At 61.0% G+C, this 17,140-nt stretch carries 18 protein-coding genes and 1 tRNA gene; 7 read left to right on the top strand and 12 right to left on the bottom strand.

The window, feature by feature from the left end; translation table 11 throughout:
- Window positions 1-66: 66 nt before the first annotated feature.
- Window positions 67-1,047: a zinc-dependent alcohol dehydrogenase family protein gene (locus tag C8K61_RS06610; RefSeq protein WP_108095419.1), complete on the bottom strand. Its 981-nt coding sequence runs from the start codon at window positions 1,045-1,047 to the stop codon at window positions 67-69.
- Between the two features lie 85 nt (window positions 1,048-1,132).
- Window positions 1,133-2,920, bottom strand: coding sequence for a S8/S53 family peptidase (locus C8K61_RS06605; protein ID WP_108095418.1), 1,788 nt, complete (start codon window positions 2,918-2,920; stop codon window positions 1,133-1,135).
- Window positions 2,921-3,044: 124 nt separating this feature from the next.
- On the opposite strand from C8K61_RS06605, the gene C8K61_RS06600 reads away from it, so the two are divergent.
- Together C8K61_RS06600 and C8K61_RS06595 are read left to right on the top strand one after the other, a co-directional pair.
- On the top strand, window positions 3,045-3,773 hold the full coding sequence (locus C8K61_RS06600) for an ABC transporter substrate-binding protein (RefSeq protein ID WP_256589374.1): 729 nt from the start codon (window positions 3,045-3,047) through the stop codon (window positions 3,771-3,773).
- A 133-nt stretch (window positions 3,774-3,906) separates the two neighbouring features.
- A complete protein-coding gene (locus C8K61_RS06595; RefSeq protein WP_108095417.1) occupies window positions 3,907-5,049 on the top strand; it encodes a PQQ-dependent sugar dehydrogenase in 1,143 nt (380 codons plus the stop codon).
- Here C8K61_RS06595 and C8K61_RS06590 read toward each other — a convergent pair.
- The 3 genes from C8K61_RS06590 to C8K61_RS06580 form a co-directional block, all read right to left on the bottom strand.
- Entirely contained in the window at window positions 5,046-7,295 is a 2,250-nt protein-coding gene (locus C8K61_RS06590) for an LTA synthase family protein (protein WP_108095416.1), read from the bottom strand. The two genes, C8K61_RS06595 and C8K61_RS06590, sit on opposite strands and share 4 nt — an antisense overlap.
- A gap of 279 nt (window positions 7,296-7,574) precedes the next feature.
- Window positions 7,575-7,763: a hypothetical protein gene (locus C8K61_RS06585; RefSeq protein WP_177411319.1), complete on the bottom strand. Its 189-nt coding sequence runs from the start codon at window positions 7,761-7,763 to the stop codon at window positions 7,575-7,577.
- A 168-nt stretch (window positions 7,764-7,931) separates the two neighbouring features.
- Window positions 7,932-8,153 carry a VF530 family DNA-binding protein gene (locus tag C8K61_RS06580; protein WP_218277803.1) on the bottom strand — a complete coding sequence of 74 codons (222 nt, stop codon included), beginning with the start codon at window positions 8,151-8,153 and terminating at the stop codon, window positions 7,932-7,934.
- A gap of 141 nt (window positions 8,154-8,294) precedes the next feature.
- Here C8K61_RS06580 and C8K61_RS06575 point away from each other — a divergent pair, with 141 nt between their 5' ends.
- From C8K61_RS06575 to C8K61_RS06565, 3 genes are all read left to right on the top strand, one after another.
- Window positions 8,295-9,131: a S1 RNA-binding domain-containing protein gene (locus C8K61_RS06575; RefSeq protein ID WP_108095414.1), complete on the top strand. Its 837-nt coding sequence runs from the start codon at window positions 8,295-8,297 to the stop codon at window positions 9,129-9,131.
- A gap of 57 nt (window positions 9,132-9,188) precedes the next feature.
- Window positions 9,189-9,264: transfer RNA gene (locus C8K61_RS06570), tRNA-Thr, on the top strand.
- A gap of 372 nt (window positions 9,265-9,636) precedes the next feature.
- The gene (locus tag C8K61_RS06565) at window positions 9,637-10,965 is read left to right on the top strand and encodes a hypothetical protein (RefSeq protein WP_146174274.1); all 1,329 of its coding nucleotides are present in this window, start codon (window positions 9,637-9,639) and stop codon (window positions 10,963-10,965) included.
- 65 nt (window positions 10,966-11,030) lie between these two features.
- Here C8K61_RS06565 and C8K61_RS06560 read toward each other — a convergent pair whose 3' ends face one another.
- Together C8K61_RS06560 and C8K61_RS06555 are read right to left on the bottom strand one after the other, a co-directional pair.
- Window positions 11,031-11,270, bottom strand: a complete 240-nt coding sequence (locus C8K61_RS06560; protein WP_108095412.1) for a DUF1654 domain-containing protein — start codon at window positions 11,268-11,270, stop codon at window positions 11,031-11,033.
- Window positions 11,271-11,344: 74 nt separating this feature from the next.
- A complete protein-coding gene (locus C8K61_RS06555; RefSeq protein ID WP_108095411.1) occupies window positions 11,345-12,016 on the bottom strand; it encodes a nitroreductase in 672 nt (223 codons plus the stop codon).
- 123 nt (window positions 12,017-12,139) lie between these two features.
- On the opposite strand from C8K61_RS06555, the gene C8K61_RS06550 reads away from it, so the two are divergent.
- Window positions 12,140-13,306, top strand: a complete 1,167-nt coding sequence (locus tag C8K61_RS06550; RefSeq protein ID WP_108095410.1) for an AAA family ATPase — start codon at window positions 12,140-12,142, stop codon at window positions 13,304-13,306.
- 208 nt (window positions 13,307-13,514) lie between these two features.
- Here C8K61_RS06550 and C8K61_RS06545 read toward each other — a convergent pair whose 3' ends face one another.
- The 3 genes from C8K61_RS06545 to C8K61_RS06535 all read right to left on the bottom strand — a co-directional run bounded on the left by C8K61_RS06545 (window position 13,515) and on the right by C8K61_RS06535 (window position 14,881).
- Complete coding sequence (locus tag C8K61_RS06545; protein WP_108095409.1) at window positions 13,515-13,874, bottom strand: hypothetical protein; 360 nt, start codon at window positions 13,872-13,874, stop codon at window positions 13,515-13,517.
- A gap of 110 nt (window positions 13,875-13,984) precedes the next feature.
- The gene (locus C8K61_RS06540; protein ID WP_108095408.1) at window positions 13,985-14,365 is read right to left on the bottom strand and encodes a hypothetical protein; all 381 of its coding nucleotides are present in this window, start codon (window positions 14,363-14,365) and stop codon (window positions 13,985-13,987) included.
- A gap of 78 nt (window positions 14,366-14,443) precedes the next feature.
- On the bottom strand, window positions 14,444-14,881 hold the full coding sequence (locus tag C8K61_RS06535) for a GNAT family N-acetyltransferase (RefSeq protein ID WP_108095407.1): 438 nt from the start codon (window positions 14,879-14,881) through the stop codon (window positions 14,444-14,446).
- A 139-nt stretch (window positions 14,882-15,020) separates the two neighbouring features.
- Here C8K61_RS06535 and C8K61_RS06530 point away from each other — a divergent pair, with 139 nt between their 5' ends.
- Window positions 15,021-15,896, top strand: coding sequence for a crotonase/enoyl-CoA hydratase family protein (locus C8K61_RS06530; RefSeq protein WP_108095406.1), 876 nt, complete (start codon window positions 15,021-15,023; stop codon window positions 15,894-15,896).
- A gap of 6 nt (window positions 15,897-15,902) precedes the next feature.
- On the opposite strand, the gene C8K61_RS06525 is transcribed toward C8K61_RS06530, so the two are convergent.
- Window positions 15,903-16,688: a TOBE domain-containing protein gene (locus C8K61_RS06525; protein ID WP_108095405.1), complete on the bottom strand. Its 786-nt coding sequence runs from the start codon at window positions 16,686-16,688 to the stop codon at window positions 15,903-15,905.
- A gap of 194 nt (window positions 16,689-16,882) precedes the next feature.
- Window positions 16,883-17,140, bottom strand: a 258-nt coding sequence (locus C8K61_RS06520) for an OprD family outer membrane porin (protein ID WP_146174273.1), incomplete at its 5' end; no start/stop codon positions are given.

Here is a 17,140-nt window from a genome sequence, read left to right as displayed (position 1 = left end):
CGTAATCCCCGCGCAGGCGGGGATGACAGGTTTCTTTGCATCATCTTGCGTATGCAGGTGATGGGCTTACTTCGGCACGATCAGAATCTTGCCTTCACGCTCGCCGCCCGCTGCCGCAGCAACTGCCTCTTTGATCTGGCTGACGTCATAGGTCGCTGCGATCCGGGTTTTCAATTTGCCGCTGGCAATCAGCTGCACCAGCTCACCAAACACCTTGCCCTGTTCCGCCTGACTGGCGGCGCGGAACCATTTCGCCAGCCAGAAACCTTTCAGCGTCACGTCGCGAAAGACGATGGCCGACGGTGATACCTGGCACGGTTCGCCGCTCATCATTCCGTAGTTCACCACGGTGCCGCCTTCACCCAGGCACGCGGCCAGGTGATCGGTGGCCGCACCGCCGACTGCGTCGATGGCCAAACGGATGGTGGCGCTGCCGGTAGCTTCGCGTACACGTTTGGCCAGGTCGGGGCCGTCCACCAACACCACGTCGCCGCCGTCTTGTTGGGTGGCAGCGATGGCCGAGTCACGGCGTACTACGTTGACAGTCTTGAAGCCGCGCAGCTTGGCAAGTTGCATCAGGTAGCTGCCGACCCCGGAGTTGGCGGCGTTCTGAATCACCCATTCGCCCGGTTGCAGGTCGACGAACTGGCTGAGCAACAGGGAGGCGGTAGGCGGGTTGACGGTTAGCATCGCCAGTTGCTGCGGGTCGGCATCGGGCAGGGGAATCAGCTTGCTGGCGTCGGTATTCAGGTGGGTCACCCAGGTGCCTGCGCCAACTGGCAGCAACACGGTCTGGCCAACCTTGAGGGCGCTGACGTCCGGCCCCAGTTCTTCAACCTTGCCCACGCCCTCGTTGCCACCAATGGCCGGCAGTGGCGGCAGCATGCCGTACTGGCCAGTGAGGGTGAGCACGTCGGAAGGGTTGATCGGGGCTGCCAGCACTTTGATCCGTACCTGGCCGGCGGTGAGCGGGGGCAGTTGCAGGTCGACGGCTTCGATCACGTCCTGCGGCACCGGGCCGCGGGTCTGGTATTGGGCTTTGAGCATGCTGATCTCCTGGCAGTTGAACGAAGTCAGCAGTCTAGCGAACTCACCGGCAACCGTAGTTGCAAATAGGTAGGGCGAATATCGCCTACCTCACTCGATCACGACTTTTCACCGCCAGGTCGAGGGCTTTCTGCATGTCCAGCCGTGCCGAGCGGCCGACGTCTTTGTTGTTCAAGTCGTAGTTGCGCTCTGACGGCAGAATAGGTGCCGTCAGGTCTTCGGCATCGGCAGGCTCGAAGTCGAATTCTTCACCGATGGTCATCGCGCTGCGGCGCAGCAACATACGCACCTGTTCAGGGTGCAGGTCGGGGTTGATGGAGAGCACGGCGGCGATGACGCCGGTGACCATAGGCGTGGCATAGGAGGTGCCGCAGTGAGCATCACCGGCAGCGTCAGCCTGCACGGTGGAGGCATGGGCGCACGCGGCGGCCGTGATGTCGACGCGCATGTCGCTGTTGGAGGAGCTGCGTTTGACCACGTAGGCCGGGTCGTTCACCGCCACGTCCTGGCGCTCGCTGCGTTGGTGGCCGCCGACCACGAACAACTGGTCGGTGATAAAGGAGGAGGGCAGGCGGTATTCGTCGGCGCCGGAGTAGGACGAACCATTGCCGGCGGAGTTCACCACGATCACATCAGGGTGTTTGGCCCGCAGCCAGAGGAAGAACTCTTCGAGCAGCTCCTCATAGCCGTTCATGGCCAGACCGGAGCGCACCAGGGAGTCGACTTCATCGCCCTGAATGTTTTTTGCGCCGACGCGGTGAATGCCCCAACTCCAGTTCAGCACCCGCACGCCGTCTTCCACCAGGTTCACCGAGGCGGCGATATTGGCGGTGATGCCGGCATCGGAATTGCGCTCGACGATCACCTCAAAGCCCGGCCCGGCGCCGTCCAGACCGCGGAGGAAACCGGTGTTGCCGCCCTGGTCCCAACGGGCAGCGAGGATGCCGGCCACTGTGGTGCCATGGCCGTCGGGCTTGTTCGCATCGCGGGCATAAACGCGGGTGTTGGGTTTGCCATCCTCGCGCGGCGCGCTGCCTAGGTAGTCGTGGAAGTCGGCGGTGTCGAAGTCGACATTGCGCTCAATCACGCCCACGCGAATTGGCGTGGTAGGCACCGGTTTATGCACGGAAGGTATGCGCCGCTGGTAGTAATTCACCGCGTCGAGAAATCGGTTGGCAGCCCATTCATCGCCGCTGGGTTTTTCCTCCGGCGCTTGTTTGCCGGCTGCCAGGTCATCGTCCCGGCCTTCGCTTTCCTCGGCGCTGGACTCTTCGATCACCACCGCATCGACGTTCACTTCGGTGCCCAGGCGTAGCACCAGGGCATCCCGTTCAAGCAGGTTGCTGGCCGGCAAGCGCAGTTGGTAGGTGTTGAGCGGGGCGATGGCCCCTACCACCTCGGCGCCGTATTTTTTTGCCAGTTGCCGGGCGGTGCTCAGGCCATCGGCATTCTCTTCGATGATCAGACTGACCAGGTTGATGTAGGTGGTCAGGCCATCCATGTTCTTCGCCACGTCATTGGGCCCGGCCGCCAGCACATGGCTGCCGTGCAACGACATCCACACCGGGTTGCTGGCGTTGCCTTGTTGTTCAAGCCAGATCGGTGCGCTCTGGTAAGCGCCGGGCTCGAGCCGCAGGCGCAGACGCTGGCCGTCGCGCTGCAATGCTTCTGCCGGTAGTGGGGCGCCGCCGAGCATGACCGTCAGTGCTCCGTTTTGCAGGCCCTGGGCACTCAGGCAGAACTCTTGCGCGGTGTTGGCCAGCAGGTCGCCGCAGCGTTGCAGGTGCAACAACCGTAGCGGTTCGGCGGCCCGGCTGGGCAAGGCGGCAACGACAAGCACCAGGGCCAGGCTGGCGAGGGGAAGGGCGGGCATCGACAGGCTCCGTGACGGACCAAAGTAGCTGTGTGACGCCGTATCGTTGGCAATGGTTCAGCCCGTCGCACTGGCGGCAGCGCGGCTATGCTCAGGTAATTCTTCCGCAGACCAAGGAGGTGGCATGTCCCGCTTGCTGCACGCCTTGGCGCTTATCTGGCTGCTGGCTTTGCCGGCTATGGCCGATCCGTTTCGCATCGGCTTTGGCACCAACAAACCGCCGTACGTGTTCGAGGCCGAGCGCAGGGGCCTGGAGTACGAACTGGTGGAAGCGGCGCTGCGCAAGGCCGGTTTCGAGATGGACGCCTACTTCGCGCCAATGGAGCGCCTGCATCTGATGCTCGCTCGCGGTGAGCTCGACTGCATTACCACCACCAACGAGCTGAGCGGCGTGGCCGCCTATTACTCGGATGTTTATATCTACTACCACAACGCGGCGGCGGCGCTGGCCTCGCGGCATTTGCAGATCCATAGCCTGGATGACCTGCGCCCGTATTCGATCAGCGCCTTTCAGCGCGCGCGGTTTCTCCTCGGCCCGGAATACGCTGCCCTGGTGAACAACCACCCCAACTACCGCGAAGAAGCGCAACAGGTAACGCGCAACCGCCTGCTGTACAGCGGCCGCATCGACGTGATCATTGGCGACCCCAAGGTGATCCGGTACTTCAACCGCGACGTGCTCGACCAGGTGGATATCTCTCAGCCGCTGACCTGGTACCTGCTATTTCCCCCGACGGGCTACCAGATCGGCTTTCGTTTCCAGACCCAGCGCGACCAATTCAACCTCGGCCTGGCCGCCATCCGCCGCAGCGGCGAATACGAAGCCATAGAGCGCAAGTACGCGGATTATTGAGTTCTGGTGCTTCTACGGCAGCGCAAGCGTTTGCTTAGCGGTTGTAGTTTCCCGTTGCAATTGCAGCCAGCCGGCAGGGTGTTTTTTTGCCAGTCTTTGCTCCTCCTGGAGTTCTGATGCGGAGGGGAGAGGGATGCGCTACAAAGCGTTGGCTGTAATGGGGTTGTCGGTGGTCGCGAGTTTGGCGCTGGCGGCACCCGGGGAGAATTTTCAGCAGCCCAGCGAGCGGGGCACGGTGCAGGTCGAGTACTTGGTGAGCGATCTGCAGCACCCCTGGGGTTTGGCGTTTCTGCCCGATGGCCAGGTGCTGATTACCGAGCGACCTGGGCAATTGCGTTTGGTCGCTAGCGACTTCAGTTCGACGCGCTCCATCAGCGGCGTGCCCGTGGTATTCAGTCGGGGGCAGGGCGGTTTGCTCGATGTGGCGCTGTCGCCCAGCTTTGTTGACGACCGCTGGGTGTACCTGGCGTTTGCCGAAGCTGGCGACGACAACCTGGCCGGCACCGCAGTCGGGCGCGGCAGGTTGGCAACGGATAACAGTCGTCTGGAGGATTTTCAGGTGATCTTCCGCCAGCAACCCAAGCTCTCGACCGGCAACCACTTCGGTGCTCGCCTGGTGTTCGATGAGCAGGGCCACCTGTTCATTACCCTTGGCGAAAACTACCAACGCACGGCGGCGCAGGACCTCGACAAGCTGCAAGGCAAGGTGGTGCGCCTGAACGCTGATGGCAGCGTGCCGAAAGACAACCCCTTTGTCGGCAAAGCCGGTGCACGCCCTGAGATCTGGTCCTATGGCCACCGCAATGCCCAGGGCGCTGCGCTCAATCCATGGACCGATGCGCTATGGCTGCACGAACACGGCCCGCGCGGCGGCGATGAAATCAATATTCCCCAGGCCGGCAAGAACTATGGTTGGCCGCTGGCGACCCATGGCGTCGACTACACCCTGTTGCCGATCCGTGAAGCCAAGGGCAAGACCGCTCCGGGCACCGAGCCGCCGCATCATGTCTGGGAGAAGTCACCGGCCATTAGCGGCATGGCCTTCTACAACGCCGAGCGTTTTGCCGGCTGGCAGCACAATCTGTTTATTGGCGCGCTGGCTGACCAGTCGCTGATTCGTCTGGAGCTCAAGGGCAACGAGATCGTCCACGAAGAGCGCCTGTTGAGCGACAAGCTCGGGCGCATCCGCGACGTGCGCCAGGGCCCGGATGGTTTCCTCTACCTGCTGACCGACGAGGCCGCCGGCAGCCTGGTGCGCGTCGGTCTGGCGGATTAGAGGTCGACGTGATCGCTGCCGGTTTCCTCCGGTAGCACGCTCTCGGCCTGGGCGCTTTCTTCGGTTTTCTCCAGGTCGAGCATGTCTGGCGCCAGCAGCGGTTCGGTGACCACGCTGAAGTCGGTGATCTCGATGGCGCCACGGCCTTCGCCCAGCAAGTGGAACGAGAAGGCCTTGCGGGTTTCCAGGTTGTCGAAGCCAAAGCTGACGTTCAGGGTTTGCCCGGGTTTGAGCGCGGGTAACTCGGGAATCAGGCCGGCTACATCACGATCGAATTCCTTGGTTTTCAGCAGCAACTTGGCGCCTTGCTTGGCCATGCGCACCGCGCGAATGGTCAGGGTGACCTTGGTGCGCGTGCCCTGCGGCAATTCCAGGTATTGGGCACCGATCAGGTTGTCAGCCCAGTCGTCTTTGGCGGCAGCCTTCAGGTTGATCCGCTCGTTATTGGCGAACTGGTATTGCTGGCCGATCTGGCCATTGCTCAGCGACTGGTCGAGCAGGACGGCGCGCTCGCTGACCAGGCGCGCCTGTTTGCCGCGCACGCGGCCGAGGTAGCGTGCCTGGTCGGCAATAAAGCCGTCGCTGGCGTAGCGCCGGCAGATTTGCTGGAAGTCGCACTCGGTAAAGGTGCCCTTGCCGTCGTGCTGGCGCAGCAAACCGTTGGTATAGGACATGATCTCGCGGCCGCTGCTGTAGTTGCGGAACAGCGAGCGTCCGGAGAGGTTCGGCGGCACCTGGAAGTCGAAATAGTCGAGCACCGAGGCGGTGAGATCGACGTGCCCGTAGACGCCACTTTTCAGCTTCGGCAGTTGCTGTTGCTCGGGCGCCAGAATCAGGTTGAAGCCCCAGGCCGAGGCCAAACGCACATCGTCGATGCCGTGGGATTCGTCTGAGGTGACGATCACCAAGGTGTCTTTGAGTACGCCCTGTTGTTCCAGGCTGTCGAGGAAACTGGCGACGGCATCATCCAGGTAGCCGATGGCGGCTTGCTTGGCACTAGGGTAGCGGTCTAGATAGTCCTGCGGAGCGGAGTAGGGCTGGTGGGTGCCGACCGTAAGCAGGGTGAGCATCCAGGGTTTTTTCGACTGACGCAGGTCGGCGACCTGCTTGAGCGCACCTTCGAAATAGGCTTTATCGTCCATGCCCCAGGGAAATTCCAGGTACGGCTTGTTCTTGAACCAGCTGCGCCCCAGGGTTTGTTCAAACCCCATGTGCGGCATGATCTTGTCTTTGGCCATGAAGCGCAGCCCGGCGCCTTGCAGGAAGCTGGTGCGGAAACCCTGATCGCGCAATTGCGCCGGCAGGCACTGCAGGTTGCGCGTGCTGCTGTTGAGCAGTTCCACACCTTTCGGCGTACCGCTGTCGAGCTTGCTGTAGTCACCGCAGAGCATGGCGTACAGACCGCGAATGGTCTGGTGGCTGTGCAGGACATAGTCCGGCGTGTTCATACCGCGTTCTGCCCATTGGCTCAGGCGCGGCATCAGGTCTTCCTGGTAATGGCTGTGCAGCGCCTGGCGGTTGGCGGCGATATAGGCGCCGGGAATGCCTTCCAGGGTGATGATCAGTACGTTCTTCGCCTGGCCTTTGCCGGCGAACAGCTTGGCGCCGTTCAGGTCCAGTTGGCTGAGACCGGCGATATCCGGCTTGCTGTCCGGGTCATCATCGTCAAGCCAGGCTTCCAGGCGCAGTTGTCCGCCATTGAAAGCCTCCGCGAGCAACTTGTGCGGCAGGTTGAATTGCTTCCACTGCACGGCTTCGCTGGGTTCCAGGTACTGGCCGCTGGCATGCAGCACGGCAAAACCCAGGGGCAGGGCGTAGGTGTAGAGCGGGAAGCGAATGGGGTTTTGCTGCCGACGTACCAGCAGATTGGCCAACAGCCCCAGCCCCAGGCCAAGGGCCAGCAGCGGGTAAGTGAGGCCGCCGCCTTGAGTGGAGTGGCCGACAAATTGTGGGTCGGTGAGGTACTGCAGGTCGCTGACTTCCGGCATCCGCCCGACCGCGCCCACCAGCTCCGCGGTGCTCAGCGTGAACAGGCTCCACACCATCAGCACCGGCAACGCCAGCCACAGTGGTCGGTTGTGCAGGAGTAACAGCAGCAGAGTGCCGATGCCGAGGTCCGACAGGTAGCCAAAACCGTTCGACCAGCCGAGCAGGTAGCGGCTGAGCAGCGGCACAACGAGGAGGAGAAAGCCGCGGGCGATCACGGGATAAACCGGGTGCTGCAGCCAAGGGCTGGAAATGCGCACAGGAGCTCCTGAGATAAGGCAGAGAGAATCCGAACCAGTCGGCGAACCACCTAGGTGTCTAGGGCGAGGAGCTGCGACCGCATATGACACGATTCTGAAACATCTCTGTGCTAGAGGCCAGAAGCTTGTTTGCCGCAGGGGCGAGGAATATGTGAGTAACCGTGTAGAACAGGCGGGATGTAGCGAGGGGTACTACAGCTGTTCGAGCGCTCTATGCAGAAACTACAGAGTCAAGCGCTTGGAACAGCAGCAATAGAAGAGGCGTAACTAAGAGAAAACTTACTTTTTACCGAGGGTGATATGGCGCGACGGCGCGAAGACTTGGCCGCTAACACCTTTAGGGATTTCCTGGATCTGGCCGCCAGCTTTCAGGAATGCCGACACTGCGTCGTCGATGGAACTGTGGGTTTCAACGGCAGGAGGGGCTTTTTTCTTCATTTCGGATGCTTTAACGCGCATGGCGGCCATTTAACCTATAAGCAGTAATTTGGCCAGGCATTGTACACAAAATGAGCGGCCTTGGCCCGGCTAAAAATGGTCAATATGGCGACAGGCGATTTGTTCACGCCGCGCTTAACTGCTTGTTAAGCGAAAAGAAGCTCAACGTTCGGTGCTTTTAGCCCGGATTGCCGTCGGTCAGTGCAGTTTGGAACGCAGGTACAACGCTTCCACTTTTTCCCGCGCCCAAGGGGTTTTACGCAGAAATTTCAGGCTGGATTTCACGCTGGGCTCACTTTGAAAGCAGCGAATGGCGATCAGTTGCCCCAGCTTTTCCCAGCCGTAGTGCGCCTCCAGGGCGGTGACGATGGCTTCCAGGGTGACGCCGTGAAGCGGGTTTTGTGGCTTGTCGCTGCTCATGGGCGGCCCATTGAAAAGTGGAAAACGCCCAGCCATACGGCCATGGGCAATGCCGCGGGATTATCTGCGATTGCCGCCAGGCCGTCACTGTTGGCGGCACGCATCGGGTAGAATGCCGGCCACGCAACGAGGGCAGTGCACATGGCTTTGATCGGACGTTTCAACAGTTTGCAGGTGGTTAAACACACCAACTTCGGTCTTTATCTGGACGGCGGCGCCGACGGCGAAATTCTGCTGCCCAACCGCTACATCCCCAAAGACACGCCGAGCGAAGTCGAAGACTGGCTGAATGTGTTCATCTACCTGGACAGCGACGACAAACTGATCGCCACCAACGAAAAGCCGAAAGTGCAGGTCGGCGAATTCGCCAGTCTGAAGGTCAAGGAAGTTAACAGCATCGGCATCTTCCTCGACTGGGGCCTGTCCAAAGACCTGCTGCTGCCGTACTCCGAAGAAAAACGCACGCTGCAAGCCGGTGAGTACTGCGTGGTGCATGTCTACCTCGATAAACACACCCGTCGCATTACCGCCACCGCGCGTCTGGACCGTTATCTGGACAATGTGCCGGCCAACTACAAGGTCGGCCAGGCAGTTGATCTGCTGGTGGCCGAGTCCACTGACATGGGCTTCAAAGCCATCATCAATAACCAGCACTGGGGCCTGATCCACAAGAACGAAGTGTTCAAGTTCCTGCGCCCGGGTAAACAGGAACAAGGCTTCATCAAAGAAATCCGCGCCGACGGCAAACTCAGCCTCAGCCTGCAACCAGTGGGCAAAGAAGCGGCTGTCGGCCTGCACGAACAGATCCTCAACAAGCTGCGTGACAGCGGCGGCGTGCTGGCCGTCAGCGACAAGAGCCCGCCGGAAGTCATCGCCGGGCTGTTTGGCGTCAGCAAAGGCAACTTCAAAAAAGCCATTGGTGCCTTGTACAAACAAGGTGAGCTGGTTATTCACGCCGACCGTATCGAACTTCCCTGATCAGCCACCACAGCGTTGGCAAATACCGCCGGCGCTGTTCTAGAGTATCGGTGGCACGCCGTTGTAGCTCAGTCGGTAGAGCATCTGATTCGTAATCAGGAGGTCGGGGGTTCGATTCCTCTCAACGGCACCATCGCTCTAGCGTTCGTCCCTCTTATAGCCAATTCTCTGACCAGTGGTGTTGCGAACCATTCTATTTTGGCGCGAAAACTGCTATTTCGTTGCGCGTGGCGCTATGCACCTCACACCGCTGGCCCTGGCCAGGTCCGCTTGTCAGTGGATCTTCAGGCGGGGTGCGACGCCATTCATTGTTGGGTAACAGCACATCATTAGTGTTGTGAGCTGGCCATTTTTGAGCACATTTGGACGACCACTCCGACCGCCGCACCCTTGCGGTGCTGATCGTTACCAGCCTGGCTGATGACGCAGGGAGCACCATCGCCGTTCTCCAGATTGGAGGCGACACCGCCACGGGCCCGCCGGTCTTAACCTGGGGGATACCGTAATGCCCACTACTACCAGTTACTTAAGTGCACCTTTACCGCCACCACTGACTGACGTCGACACCATCCTGCTGGTTGGCGCTTCCATCGAGAACGGCATGGCCAACGGCTTTCTCGCCGCGGGTCTGGACTATGTACAGGTCGGCCACGGCCTGAGTGACATCGTTGCCGTGCAGTACTACGGCTTCAGTGGCATGGACCCTGACGGCATTTATGCCAAGTGGACCACCATCGTCAAGCCGGCCCTGGCCGCCCGCAGTGATGGCGGCGCCGGGGTGTTGATCCTGTCGATGCCGACCGGCAACGCCGTCACGGCCTTGGTGCCTTATGCCAATGCCAACCCCACCACCCTGGCGCAGAAGAAAGCCACCCTGGATCTGCTGAATGCCGAGATGAAGGCCCAGTGCGGTGAGGATCATGTACTGATCTTCGATAACACCTTTCGCCTCTACGGCTCTCCTGCAACCACGTGCCTCACCAATCAGAACATGGGCGCCAAGCCCTTCAATGAAGAGTGGATCGACCCGCTTTCGCACATCACACCCTGGAATTTCTACTGCCGCTCCTACGGCTATCCCTATCCGATTGCCTATAACTGGTACACCAAAGTGTTGATCGACAGCACCCACTACAACGCGCTGGGTTACCAACTGCTGTTCAAATACTGGCTGGACGTGGCAGCTGCGATGATCAAAGGCACACCGCCGCCCTATATCGCGCTGAAAGAAAATCCCATCAGCGACCAGGTGCCGAAGGCTGGCCGGGCATTGATTGTGTATCGGCCGACGGCGACGGTCACCCGTTCCTCAACCCACCTGATTGCCAACGCCAGGGGGTCTACCGCACCGGGCACGGTGCTTCCCGAAGCGCCCTACCTGAGCCCCTGGGAAGGTCATGACCCGGTGCTCGGTCTGGCTACACGGCCGGCACTTAGCGGCACCACCACGCAGACCGGCATGGGCACCGGCAACAACAGCCACAGCTTGCTCAACGACACCTTCCGCGGTGCCTACACCTTCACCAGCTCGCTGACCTTTGTAGTGCTGGAGGAGATCATCAACCTGCAGCCGTTCCAGCAGTTTCGCTACCGGGTACTGTGCTGTCGCAAGGTCACGGCCGGGCAGACGCGCCTGCAGGAGTTTTCCAACGACGGTGTAAACGTTTCAGGGGTGATCGACTCTGCCTGTGTGACGGGCAGTATTCCCAAGATCTACGTGGGTTTCGGTACTGCCGATGCCGCGGGCAAAGCCACGATCTGGTTCCGCTGCGCAGCCGGCAACAGCTCCGGCGCCTTCGCCAACGCGATCGAGATAAACCCCTTGCCGCTCTGACCTGCGCACCGGCTGCTTGCCCTCTCGCCGTTATGGGGGCGAGCAGCCTTCCATGTGCACCGCCCTCAATCGTCCTGTTGCACCACCCAGAACAGGTGAACGCCACCATCGTCGCGGTAAGCGATGGTGACGTTATCGGTCTCGCCGATTTCCGCCAGCACTTGCGCCCAGTCCTCTGCCGATTCGTCCGGTGCTTTATAGAGCAGAGCTGTTTTCGATTTCTGCGCGGCGGGAGCGTTGATGATCTTCTGCAAGCGGGTGGCGAGCAGTTCGTATTGACTCGGCTGGCGGGCGGCGTTGGTCATGCAGCGAGATCCTGAATGCTGTTTGGATATACAGTATTCTAGGTCGGCTTTTTTGCCACTGTCCAGCCCTCGGCTTAAAAGCCGCGAAAGCGAGCGAACTCGTCCACTGGCGCCCGCTCCGAACGCAGGCTGTTCACCGTCGCGTTGGCGTCGGGGTAACCCAGGGCCATGCCGCAGTACAGCACCTCGTTGTCGGCCAGGCCGAAGTGTTGATGCAGGCTGTCGCGGGCCATGCCCCAGGCTTCCTGCATGCAGGTGCCCAGGCCGCGTTCGGTGGCGAGCAGGGCGATGGATTGCATGAACATGCCCAGGTGCGCCCATTGGCCGTTGCCCATTTCCTTGTCGATGACGAAGAACAGGCCCACCGGGGCGCCGAAGAATTGGTAGTTGCGTGACATCCATTTCAGCCGCGCGCCTTTGTCTTCCCGAGGAATGCCGAGTAGGGCGTACATGTCTTCGCCAATCTTGTAGCGGCGGGCGCGATAGGGGTCTTGCAAGCCTTCCGGGTAGATCGGGTAGTCGCCGACCTGGCCTTTGGGGTTGGTCATGATGGCCTCGACGGCCAGGCGTTCCAATGCGGCTTTTTCTGTGCCGGCGACGGCGATCACTTTCCAGGGCTGCAGGTTGCCGCCGGAGGGCGACCAGCGAGCGTCGTCGAGCAGGGCGTGAACCGTGGCGGCGTCCACCGGGGTGTCGAGAAAGGCGCGGATGGAGATACGTTTTTTCAGGGTCTCGGCTACAGACATGAGCGGCTTTCCTTATGATGGGCGACGCGTTTTCGACCAGGCGTGGTTCACTCTTCTAAGGGCTTGGCCGCGTAAAAGCAATGCTCGGACTGCCGTGAAACGGCCAGTGATAAGGACATTTTCATGCTCACCACTTTGGCGGTCAGCCATTACCGCTCCATCAACAAGCTGGTCATTCCCCTTGGCCGCCTGAATGTGGTCACCGGGCCCAATGGCAGTGGCAAGTCGAACCTGTACAAGGCGCTGCGGCTACTGGCAGAGACTGCGCAAGGCGGCGTGGTGGCGGCGCTGGCGCGGGAGGGTGGCTTGAGTTCGACCTTCTGGGCCGGACCGGAACAGATCAGCCGGCGGATGTTGAGTGGTGAAGTCGAGGTGCAGATGACGGCTCCAGGCGCCGCAAAACGCTTGCGTCTGGGTTTTGCCGGTGAGGATTTCAGCTACGCGATTTCGCTTGGTTTGCCCGAGCCGCTGCCGTATCCGACGGCCTTTTCCCTCGACCCAGAAATCAAGCGCGAATGCATCTGGGCCGGCCCGCTGTTCCGTCCGGCCAGCTTGCTGGTGGACCGTGCCGGGCCAATGGTGCGCTGTCGTGCCGGGCGCGAGTGGGAGGTGGTCAACCAGCACACCGCGAGCTTTGACAGCCTGTTTCATCAGGTCGGTAATCTGCGCAGTTCGCCGGAAATTCTCAGCCTGCGTGAACGCATCCGTGGCTGGCGCTTTTACGATCATTTCCGCACGGACGCCGAGGCGCCGGCGCGTCGCCCGCAACTGGGTACGCGCACGCCGGTGCTGCACCACGACGGTCGCGATCTGGCCGCTGCACTGCAGACCATCATTGAGGTCGGCATGGTCGAAGACCTCAATGCCGCCATCAGCGATGCCTTTCCCGGCGCGAGCTTGCAGGTGCGGGCGGTGCAAGGCAGCAACTTCACCCTGGAGTTTCGTCAGGAGGGCCTGCTGCGGCCTTTATCGGCGGCAGAGTTGTCGGACGGTACCTTGCGTTATCTGTTGTTGATGGCGGCGCTGCTGACGCCACGGCCGCCGTCGATGATGGTGCTCAACGAGCCGGAAACCAGCCTGCATCCCGATCTGCTGCCGGCGTTGGCGCGGTTGATCATCCGTGCCGCTGAACATTCACAAGTATGGGTGGTGTCCCATGCCGAAAAGCTGATCGAGGTGCTGGAAGAGCAGGGCGACTGCACACCAATTCGTCTTGAGAAGGTCATGGGCCAAACCCAGTTGGTGGGCCAACGCATGCTCGACGAGCCGGCCTGGCATTGGCCGACCTGAAACCTGCGCGCTTTTCTGCGGGCAACAAAAAGCCCGCACGGTGGCGGGCTCGTTGCAGATAGGGTGCTGGTCCTTCAGCTGTCTGGAGTATTGCGCGGCAGTTGTGAAGATTTCGTGAAGTTGTACAGATTTTTTCTCCTGTTATTGATCGCTGTAGCCAATCTGCGAACGAAAAAAAGCCCATCGATATGATGGGCTTTTTGCGGGCTTACCAGCGACCGCCGTGACCATGGCCATAACCATAACCCCGTGGCTCGTAATACACCGGCCGCGGGGGCGGCGGGGCGTAGTAGCGAGGGCCGTAATAGCGCGGCGCTTCCACCACAACCGGCTGGTAGTACACCGGCTGGGCATACACCGGCTGCGGCGGCGGGTAATAAGCGACTGGCGGTGGTGGCGGGGCCTGGACGTAAACCGGGGCACGCTGTGAGGCGACGACTGCGCCACCTACTACCGCACCGACGACTGCACCGAGCACAAAGGGTCCACCGTCTCCACCGTGGGCGGAGGCCTGGCCGGCGAGGGCGAGGCTGCCGAGCAACAGCGCAACTTTGGGCAGACTTAACATGTTGGTCTCCTGATACCCGGTGAGGTTAATGCCGGGTTATCTGTAAGACGCACGTTACACAGCGAAGTGCCGAGGCAGCGTGTAAAGGTTGTGTAAGGGCTGCGCTGGCGTTATGCCTGCACAAACTCGGCGAAGCGCACGCCCGTGCCGGCGGGGCGTACGTCCTGGAACAGCGAGTCGCGGTCGGCCGACAGCTCGATGCTGACGGTGGCGTTGCGGCTGCCTTTGTTGCGGGTCACCAGACCTTCTTCGTGCGTACGCAGGTACAGAGTCGGTACACGCAGGTGGTGCAGTTCATCGGTCACGTGGTTGTGCATCAGCAGGTGCACCCATTCGTACTGGCCGATCTTCAGGCGCCCGACCGGGATGTCGAACCACCAGATGTTCTTGTTCAGGTTGATCGTCGCGAAGTGCGTGTTGTTGACGCCGAGCACTGCGCCACCGAGTTGTTGGTTACGGCGGGCAATGGCGGTTTTTTTGTCGATTTTCATGCTGTTCCTGACACGCGAGCGATGTGGGGCGAAGACGGCGGGCGGCGGCCTGGGCGGCGCCGGCGCGTAGTGTAGCAGTCAGGCGGGGCTGGCCAAAGGTTGGCCATCGCGGCGCAAGGCGATCAGGGTTTTGCTGCGGCAGTAACGGCTGAAACGCTCAGCCAATTGCGCGGGCAATGGGTTGGTCTCGGCAAACCCCAACCGCGCATAAAAGCCGATCAGGTCGGGATTGCAGAACAACCACACAGGCGTCACCGCCTGCTCACAGGCCCGCAATACCAAGTGGCTGGCGATCTGTTGCTGGCGTAGGGAAGGGGCGACAAACAGGCTAGTCAGCCAGAAGCCGGTGTCCGCTGCCAGCGGGCGTAAGCAAAGCGCGGCAACGATCTCGCCTTGTTTGGCGACCCACAGTTGGTCGTCCGCGCCGGCGCGCATGGGCGAATGGTGGGCGCGGTAGAACTTGTTCAGCAGGGGCCGCATGACGCTGGGAAGGGCGGTGAAATGAAGGTCGGGCATAGGCGTTCTAAGGTGAAACACGCGGCCATTAAATCATTTACCGCGTCAGCGTTGGCACATTCGCCCTACTAATCGGCGGTGCGCTGGCAGCCGCGCTAGGCATGATAGGAACCCCAATGGTTTTTGCCAGGAGCGGCCCATGTCCTACAGCACCCTTAGCTATCAGGTGAACGAGCAGATTCTGACCCTGACCCTCAATCGTCCCGAGCAGATGAACGCCTTCACCGTGGAAATGGCCCACGAGTTGATCGACGCCTTCAACCGTGCCAGCGACGATGAAGAGGTGCGCGCCATTGTCGTGACAGGTGCGGGCAAGGCGTTTTGTGCGGGCATGGATCTGTCCGTCGGCGGCAACGTGTTTGGCCTGGATGAAACGCAGCAGCCGACCCTGCAAGACATGCAAGAGCGCCTTGACGACCCGGCCATTCGCGACGGTGTGCGCGATACCGGTGGCCGCGTGACCCTGGCGATTTTCGACTGCAAAAAACCGGTGATCGCCGCCATCAACGGCGCGGCAGTGGGCATCGGCGCCAGCATGACCTGCGCGATGGACATTCGCCTCGCCTCGGAAAATGCGCGCATCGGCTTTGTCTTCAACAAGATCGGCATCGTCCCCGAGGCCTGCTCCAGTTGGTTCCTGCCGCGCATCGTGGGCATTTCCCAGGCGCTTGAGTGGGTCTACAGCGGCGACATTCTCAAGCCGGAAGAAGCCCTGCGGGGACGCTTCGTCAAAGCCGTGGTACCGGCCGACCAGTTGCTGGAAGAGGCCTACAAGATTGCCCGTCGTATTGCCCAGTTCAACCCGGTGGCCATCGCCCTGACGCGGCAGATGATGTACCGCAATGCCGCGCAAGATCATCCGCTGGAGGCGCACAAGGTCGACTCGCTGGGCATGTTCTACACCAGCATCGGCGGCGGCAAGGAAGGGGTGCAGGCGTTTCTCGACAAGCGCCCGGCCGACTACAGCGCGCAGTCGGCCAACGCCATGCCGAGCTTTTATCCGTGGTGGAAGTAGGCCGCTTTAGAATCGCCCGAGGATCATGTGCGCGGCCTTGACCAGGGCCGCCGCCGGTTTGTCGACGCTGAGCTGCAGGCCATCGGCCTGGGCGTTGCTCAGCACCGCCACCAGGGTGGCGCCGCCGGGCAATTCCATCGATACCTCGGTTTCCGCCGAGCCGCGAGTTACCTGGCGCACTTCGCCGCGCAGAAGGTTATCGCTGGGTTCTTCACTGCGGTAATCGACGGCCACCAGTTGCACCCATGAGGCTTTAAGCAACGCATGCATTGCCACGCCGGGTTGCAGTTGCAGGCGTGCAGTACTGTCGTGGGTGATCGAGGCGGTCAGGCGATCGCCGCTGTTGAGTTGAAATTCCACCAGGTCATTCACCTCGCCGTTCTGAATGGCGACCACGGTGCCGAACAGCAGGTTGCGGGCGCTGGTTTTCATCCGCAGGCGCTCCATGAATTCGAGCAGGGTAGACACGTCCTCGGCGTCGCCCAGGCGCTGCAGAAATAGCGCGTGCTCCTGTTGATAACGCTGGTAGGCGGCGATCAGCGCATGCCCGGCCTCGGTCAATTGCGTACCACCACCGCCTTTCCCGCCGGCGCTGCGTTGCACCAACGGGCTGCCAGAGGCGCCGTTCATGGCATCAATCGAGTCCCAGGCAAACTTGTAACTGATGCCCACGGCTTTGGCGGCCTGGCTGATGGAACCGGTGCTGTCGATGGCGCGCAACAACGCGATACGGCCTTCGCCGGCGACGTCATTGCCGTTGTGGGTAATCCAGAATTGGCCTTCGAGTTTCATAGGCAGTGCGACGGTTCTTTTTAGGTGGCGGCGATCTTAGCATCAGAGCAAAAGCATCGAAGCTGAAGCCCACTCTTTTCGATCTTTTTGTGGGAGAGGCTTCAGCCTCGATTGGATCTCTAGAAACCCAAGGGCAAAAAAAGCCGGGCACTGGGCCCGGCAAATACCTACCGTCGTTCTGAAGCGTGGAGGTCTTACAAAAGGGGCAGGGTGTAGCTGACGATTAGGCGGTTTTCGTCCTGGTCGTTCTGGTTGGCAACGGTGCTGCGCAGCGCGGCGTTACGCCAAGAGAAACCCACACCTTTGAAGGTGCCTTCCTGAATCGCGTAATCCAGACGGAAATCGCGCTCCCACTCAGACTGGTCGCCGGTGACGGAGTCGATGTTGTCGCCCTTCAGGTAGGTGATGGTGGCTTTCAGGCCCGGAGCACCGATCTTGGCGAAGTCGTAGGC

Source organism: Pseudomonas sp. GV071 (genome assembly GCF_003050835.1).
Taxonomy (GTDB): domain Bacteria; phylum Pseudomonadota; class Gammaproteobacteria; order Pseudomonadales; family Pseudomonadaceae; genus Aquipseudomonas.
Note: the sequence above shows the minus strand (reverse complement) of the source record. Positions and strands in the feature narration are given on the sequence as shown.

What these genes read in the sequence shown, in the direction of transcription:
- C8K61_RS06610 (WP_108095419.1), bottom strand. Translation starts at nt 1,047, where the DNA reads ATGCTCAAAGCCCAATACCAGACCCGCGGCCCGGTGCCGCAGGACGTG.
- C8K61_RS06605 (WP_108095418.1), bottom strand. Translation starts at nt 2,920, where the DNA reads ATGCCCGCCCTTCCCCTCGCCAGCCTGGCCCTGGTGCTTGTCGTTGCC.
- C8K61_RS06600 (WP_256589374.1), top strand. Translation starts at nt 3,045, where the DNA reads ATGTCCCGCTTGCTGCACGCCTTGGCGCTTATCTGGCTGCTGGCTTTG.
- C8K61_RS06595 (WP_108095417.1), top strand. Translation starts at nt 3,907, where the DNA reads ATGCGCTACAAAGCGTTGGCTGTAATGGGGTTGTCGGTGGTCGCGAGT.
- C8K61_RS06585 (WP_177411319.1), bottom strand. Translation starts at nt 7,763, where the DNA reads ATGGCCGCCATGCGCGTTAAAGCATCCGAAATGAAGAAAAAAGCCCCT.
- C8K61_RS06580 (WP_218277803.1), bottom strand. Translation starts at nt 8,153, where the DNA reads ATGAGCAGCGACAAGCCACAAAACCCGCTTCACGGCGTCACCCTGGAA.
- C8K61_RS06575 (WP_108095414.1), top strand. Translation starts at nt 8,295, where the DNA reads ATGGCTTTGATCGGACGTTTCAACAGTTTGCAGGTGGTTAAACACACC.
- C8K61_RS06565 (WP_146174274.1), top strand. Translation starts at nt 9,637, where the DNA reads ATGCCCACTACTACCAGTTACTTAAGTGCACCTTTACCGCCACCACTG.
- C8K61_RS06560 (WP_108095412.1), bottom strand. Translation starts at nt 11,270, where the DNA reads ATGACCAACGCCGCCCGCCAGCCGAGTCAATACGAACTGCTCGCCACC.
- C8K61_RS06555 (WP_108095411.1), bottom strand. Translation starts at nt 12,016, where the DNA reads ATGTCTGTAGCCGAGACCCTGAAAAAACGTATCTCCATCCGCGCCTTT.
- C8K61_RS06550 (WP_108095410.1), top strand. Translation starts at nt 12,140, where the DNA reads ATGCTCACCACTTTGGCGGTCAGCCATTACCGCTCCATCAACAAGCTG.
- C8K61_RS06545 (WP_108095409.1), bottom strand. Translation starts at nt 13,874, where the DNA reads ATGTTAAGTCTGCCCAAAGTTGCGCTGTTGCTCGGCAGCCTCGCCCTC.
- C8K61_RS06540 (WP_108095408.1), bottom strand. Translation starts at nt 14,365, where the DNA reads ATGAAAATCGACAAAAAAACCGCCATTGCCCGCCGTAACCAACAACTC.
- C8K61_RS06535 (WP_108095407.1), bottom strand. Translation starts at nt 14,881, where the DNA reads ATGCCCGACCTTCATTTCACCGCCCTTCCCAGCGTCATGCGGCCCCTG.
- C8K61_RS06530 (WP_108095406.1), top strand. Translation starts at nt 15,021, where the DNA reads ATGTCCTACAGCACCCTTAGCTATCAGGTGAACGAGCAGATTCTGACC.
- C8K61_RS06525 (WP_108095405.1), bottom strand. Translation starts at nt 16,688, where the DNA reads ATGAAACTCGAAGGCCAATTCTGGATTACCCACAACGGCAATGACGTC.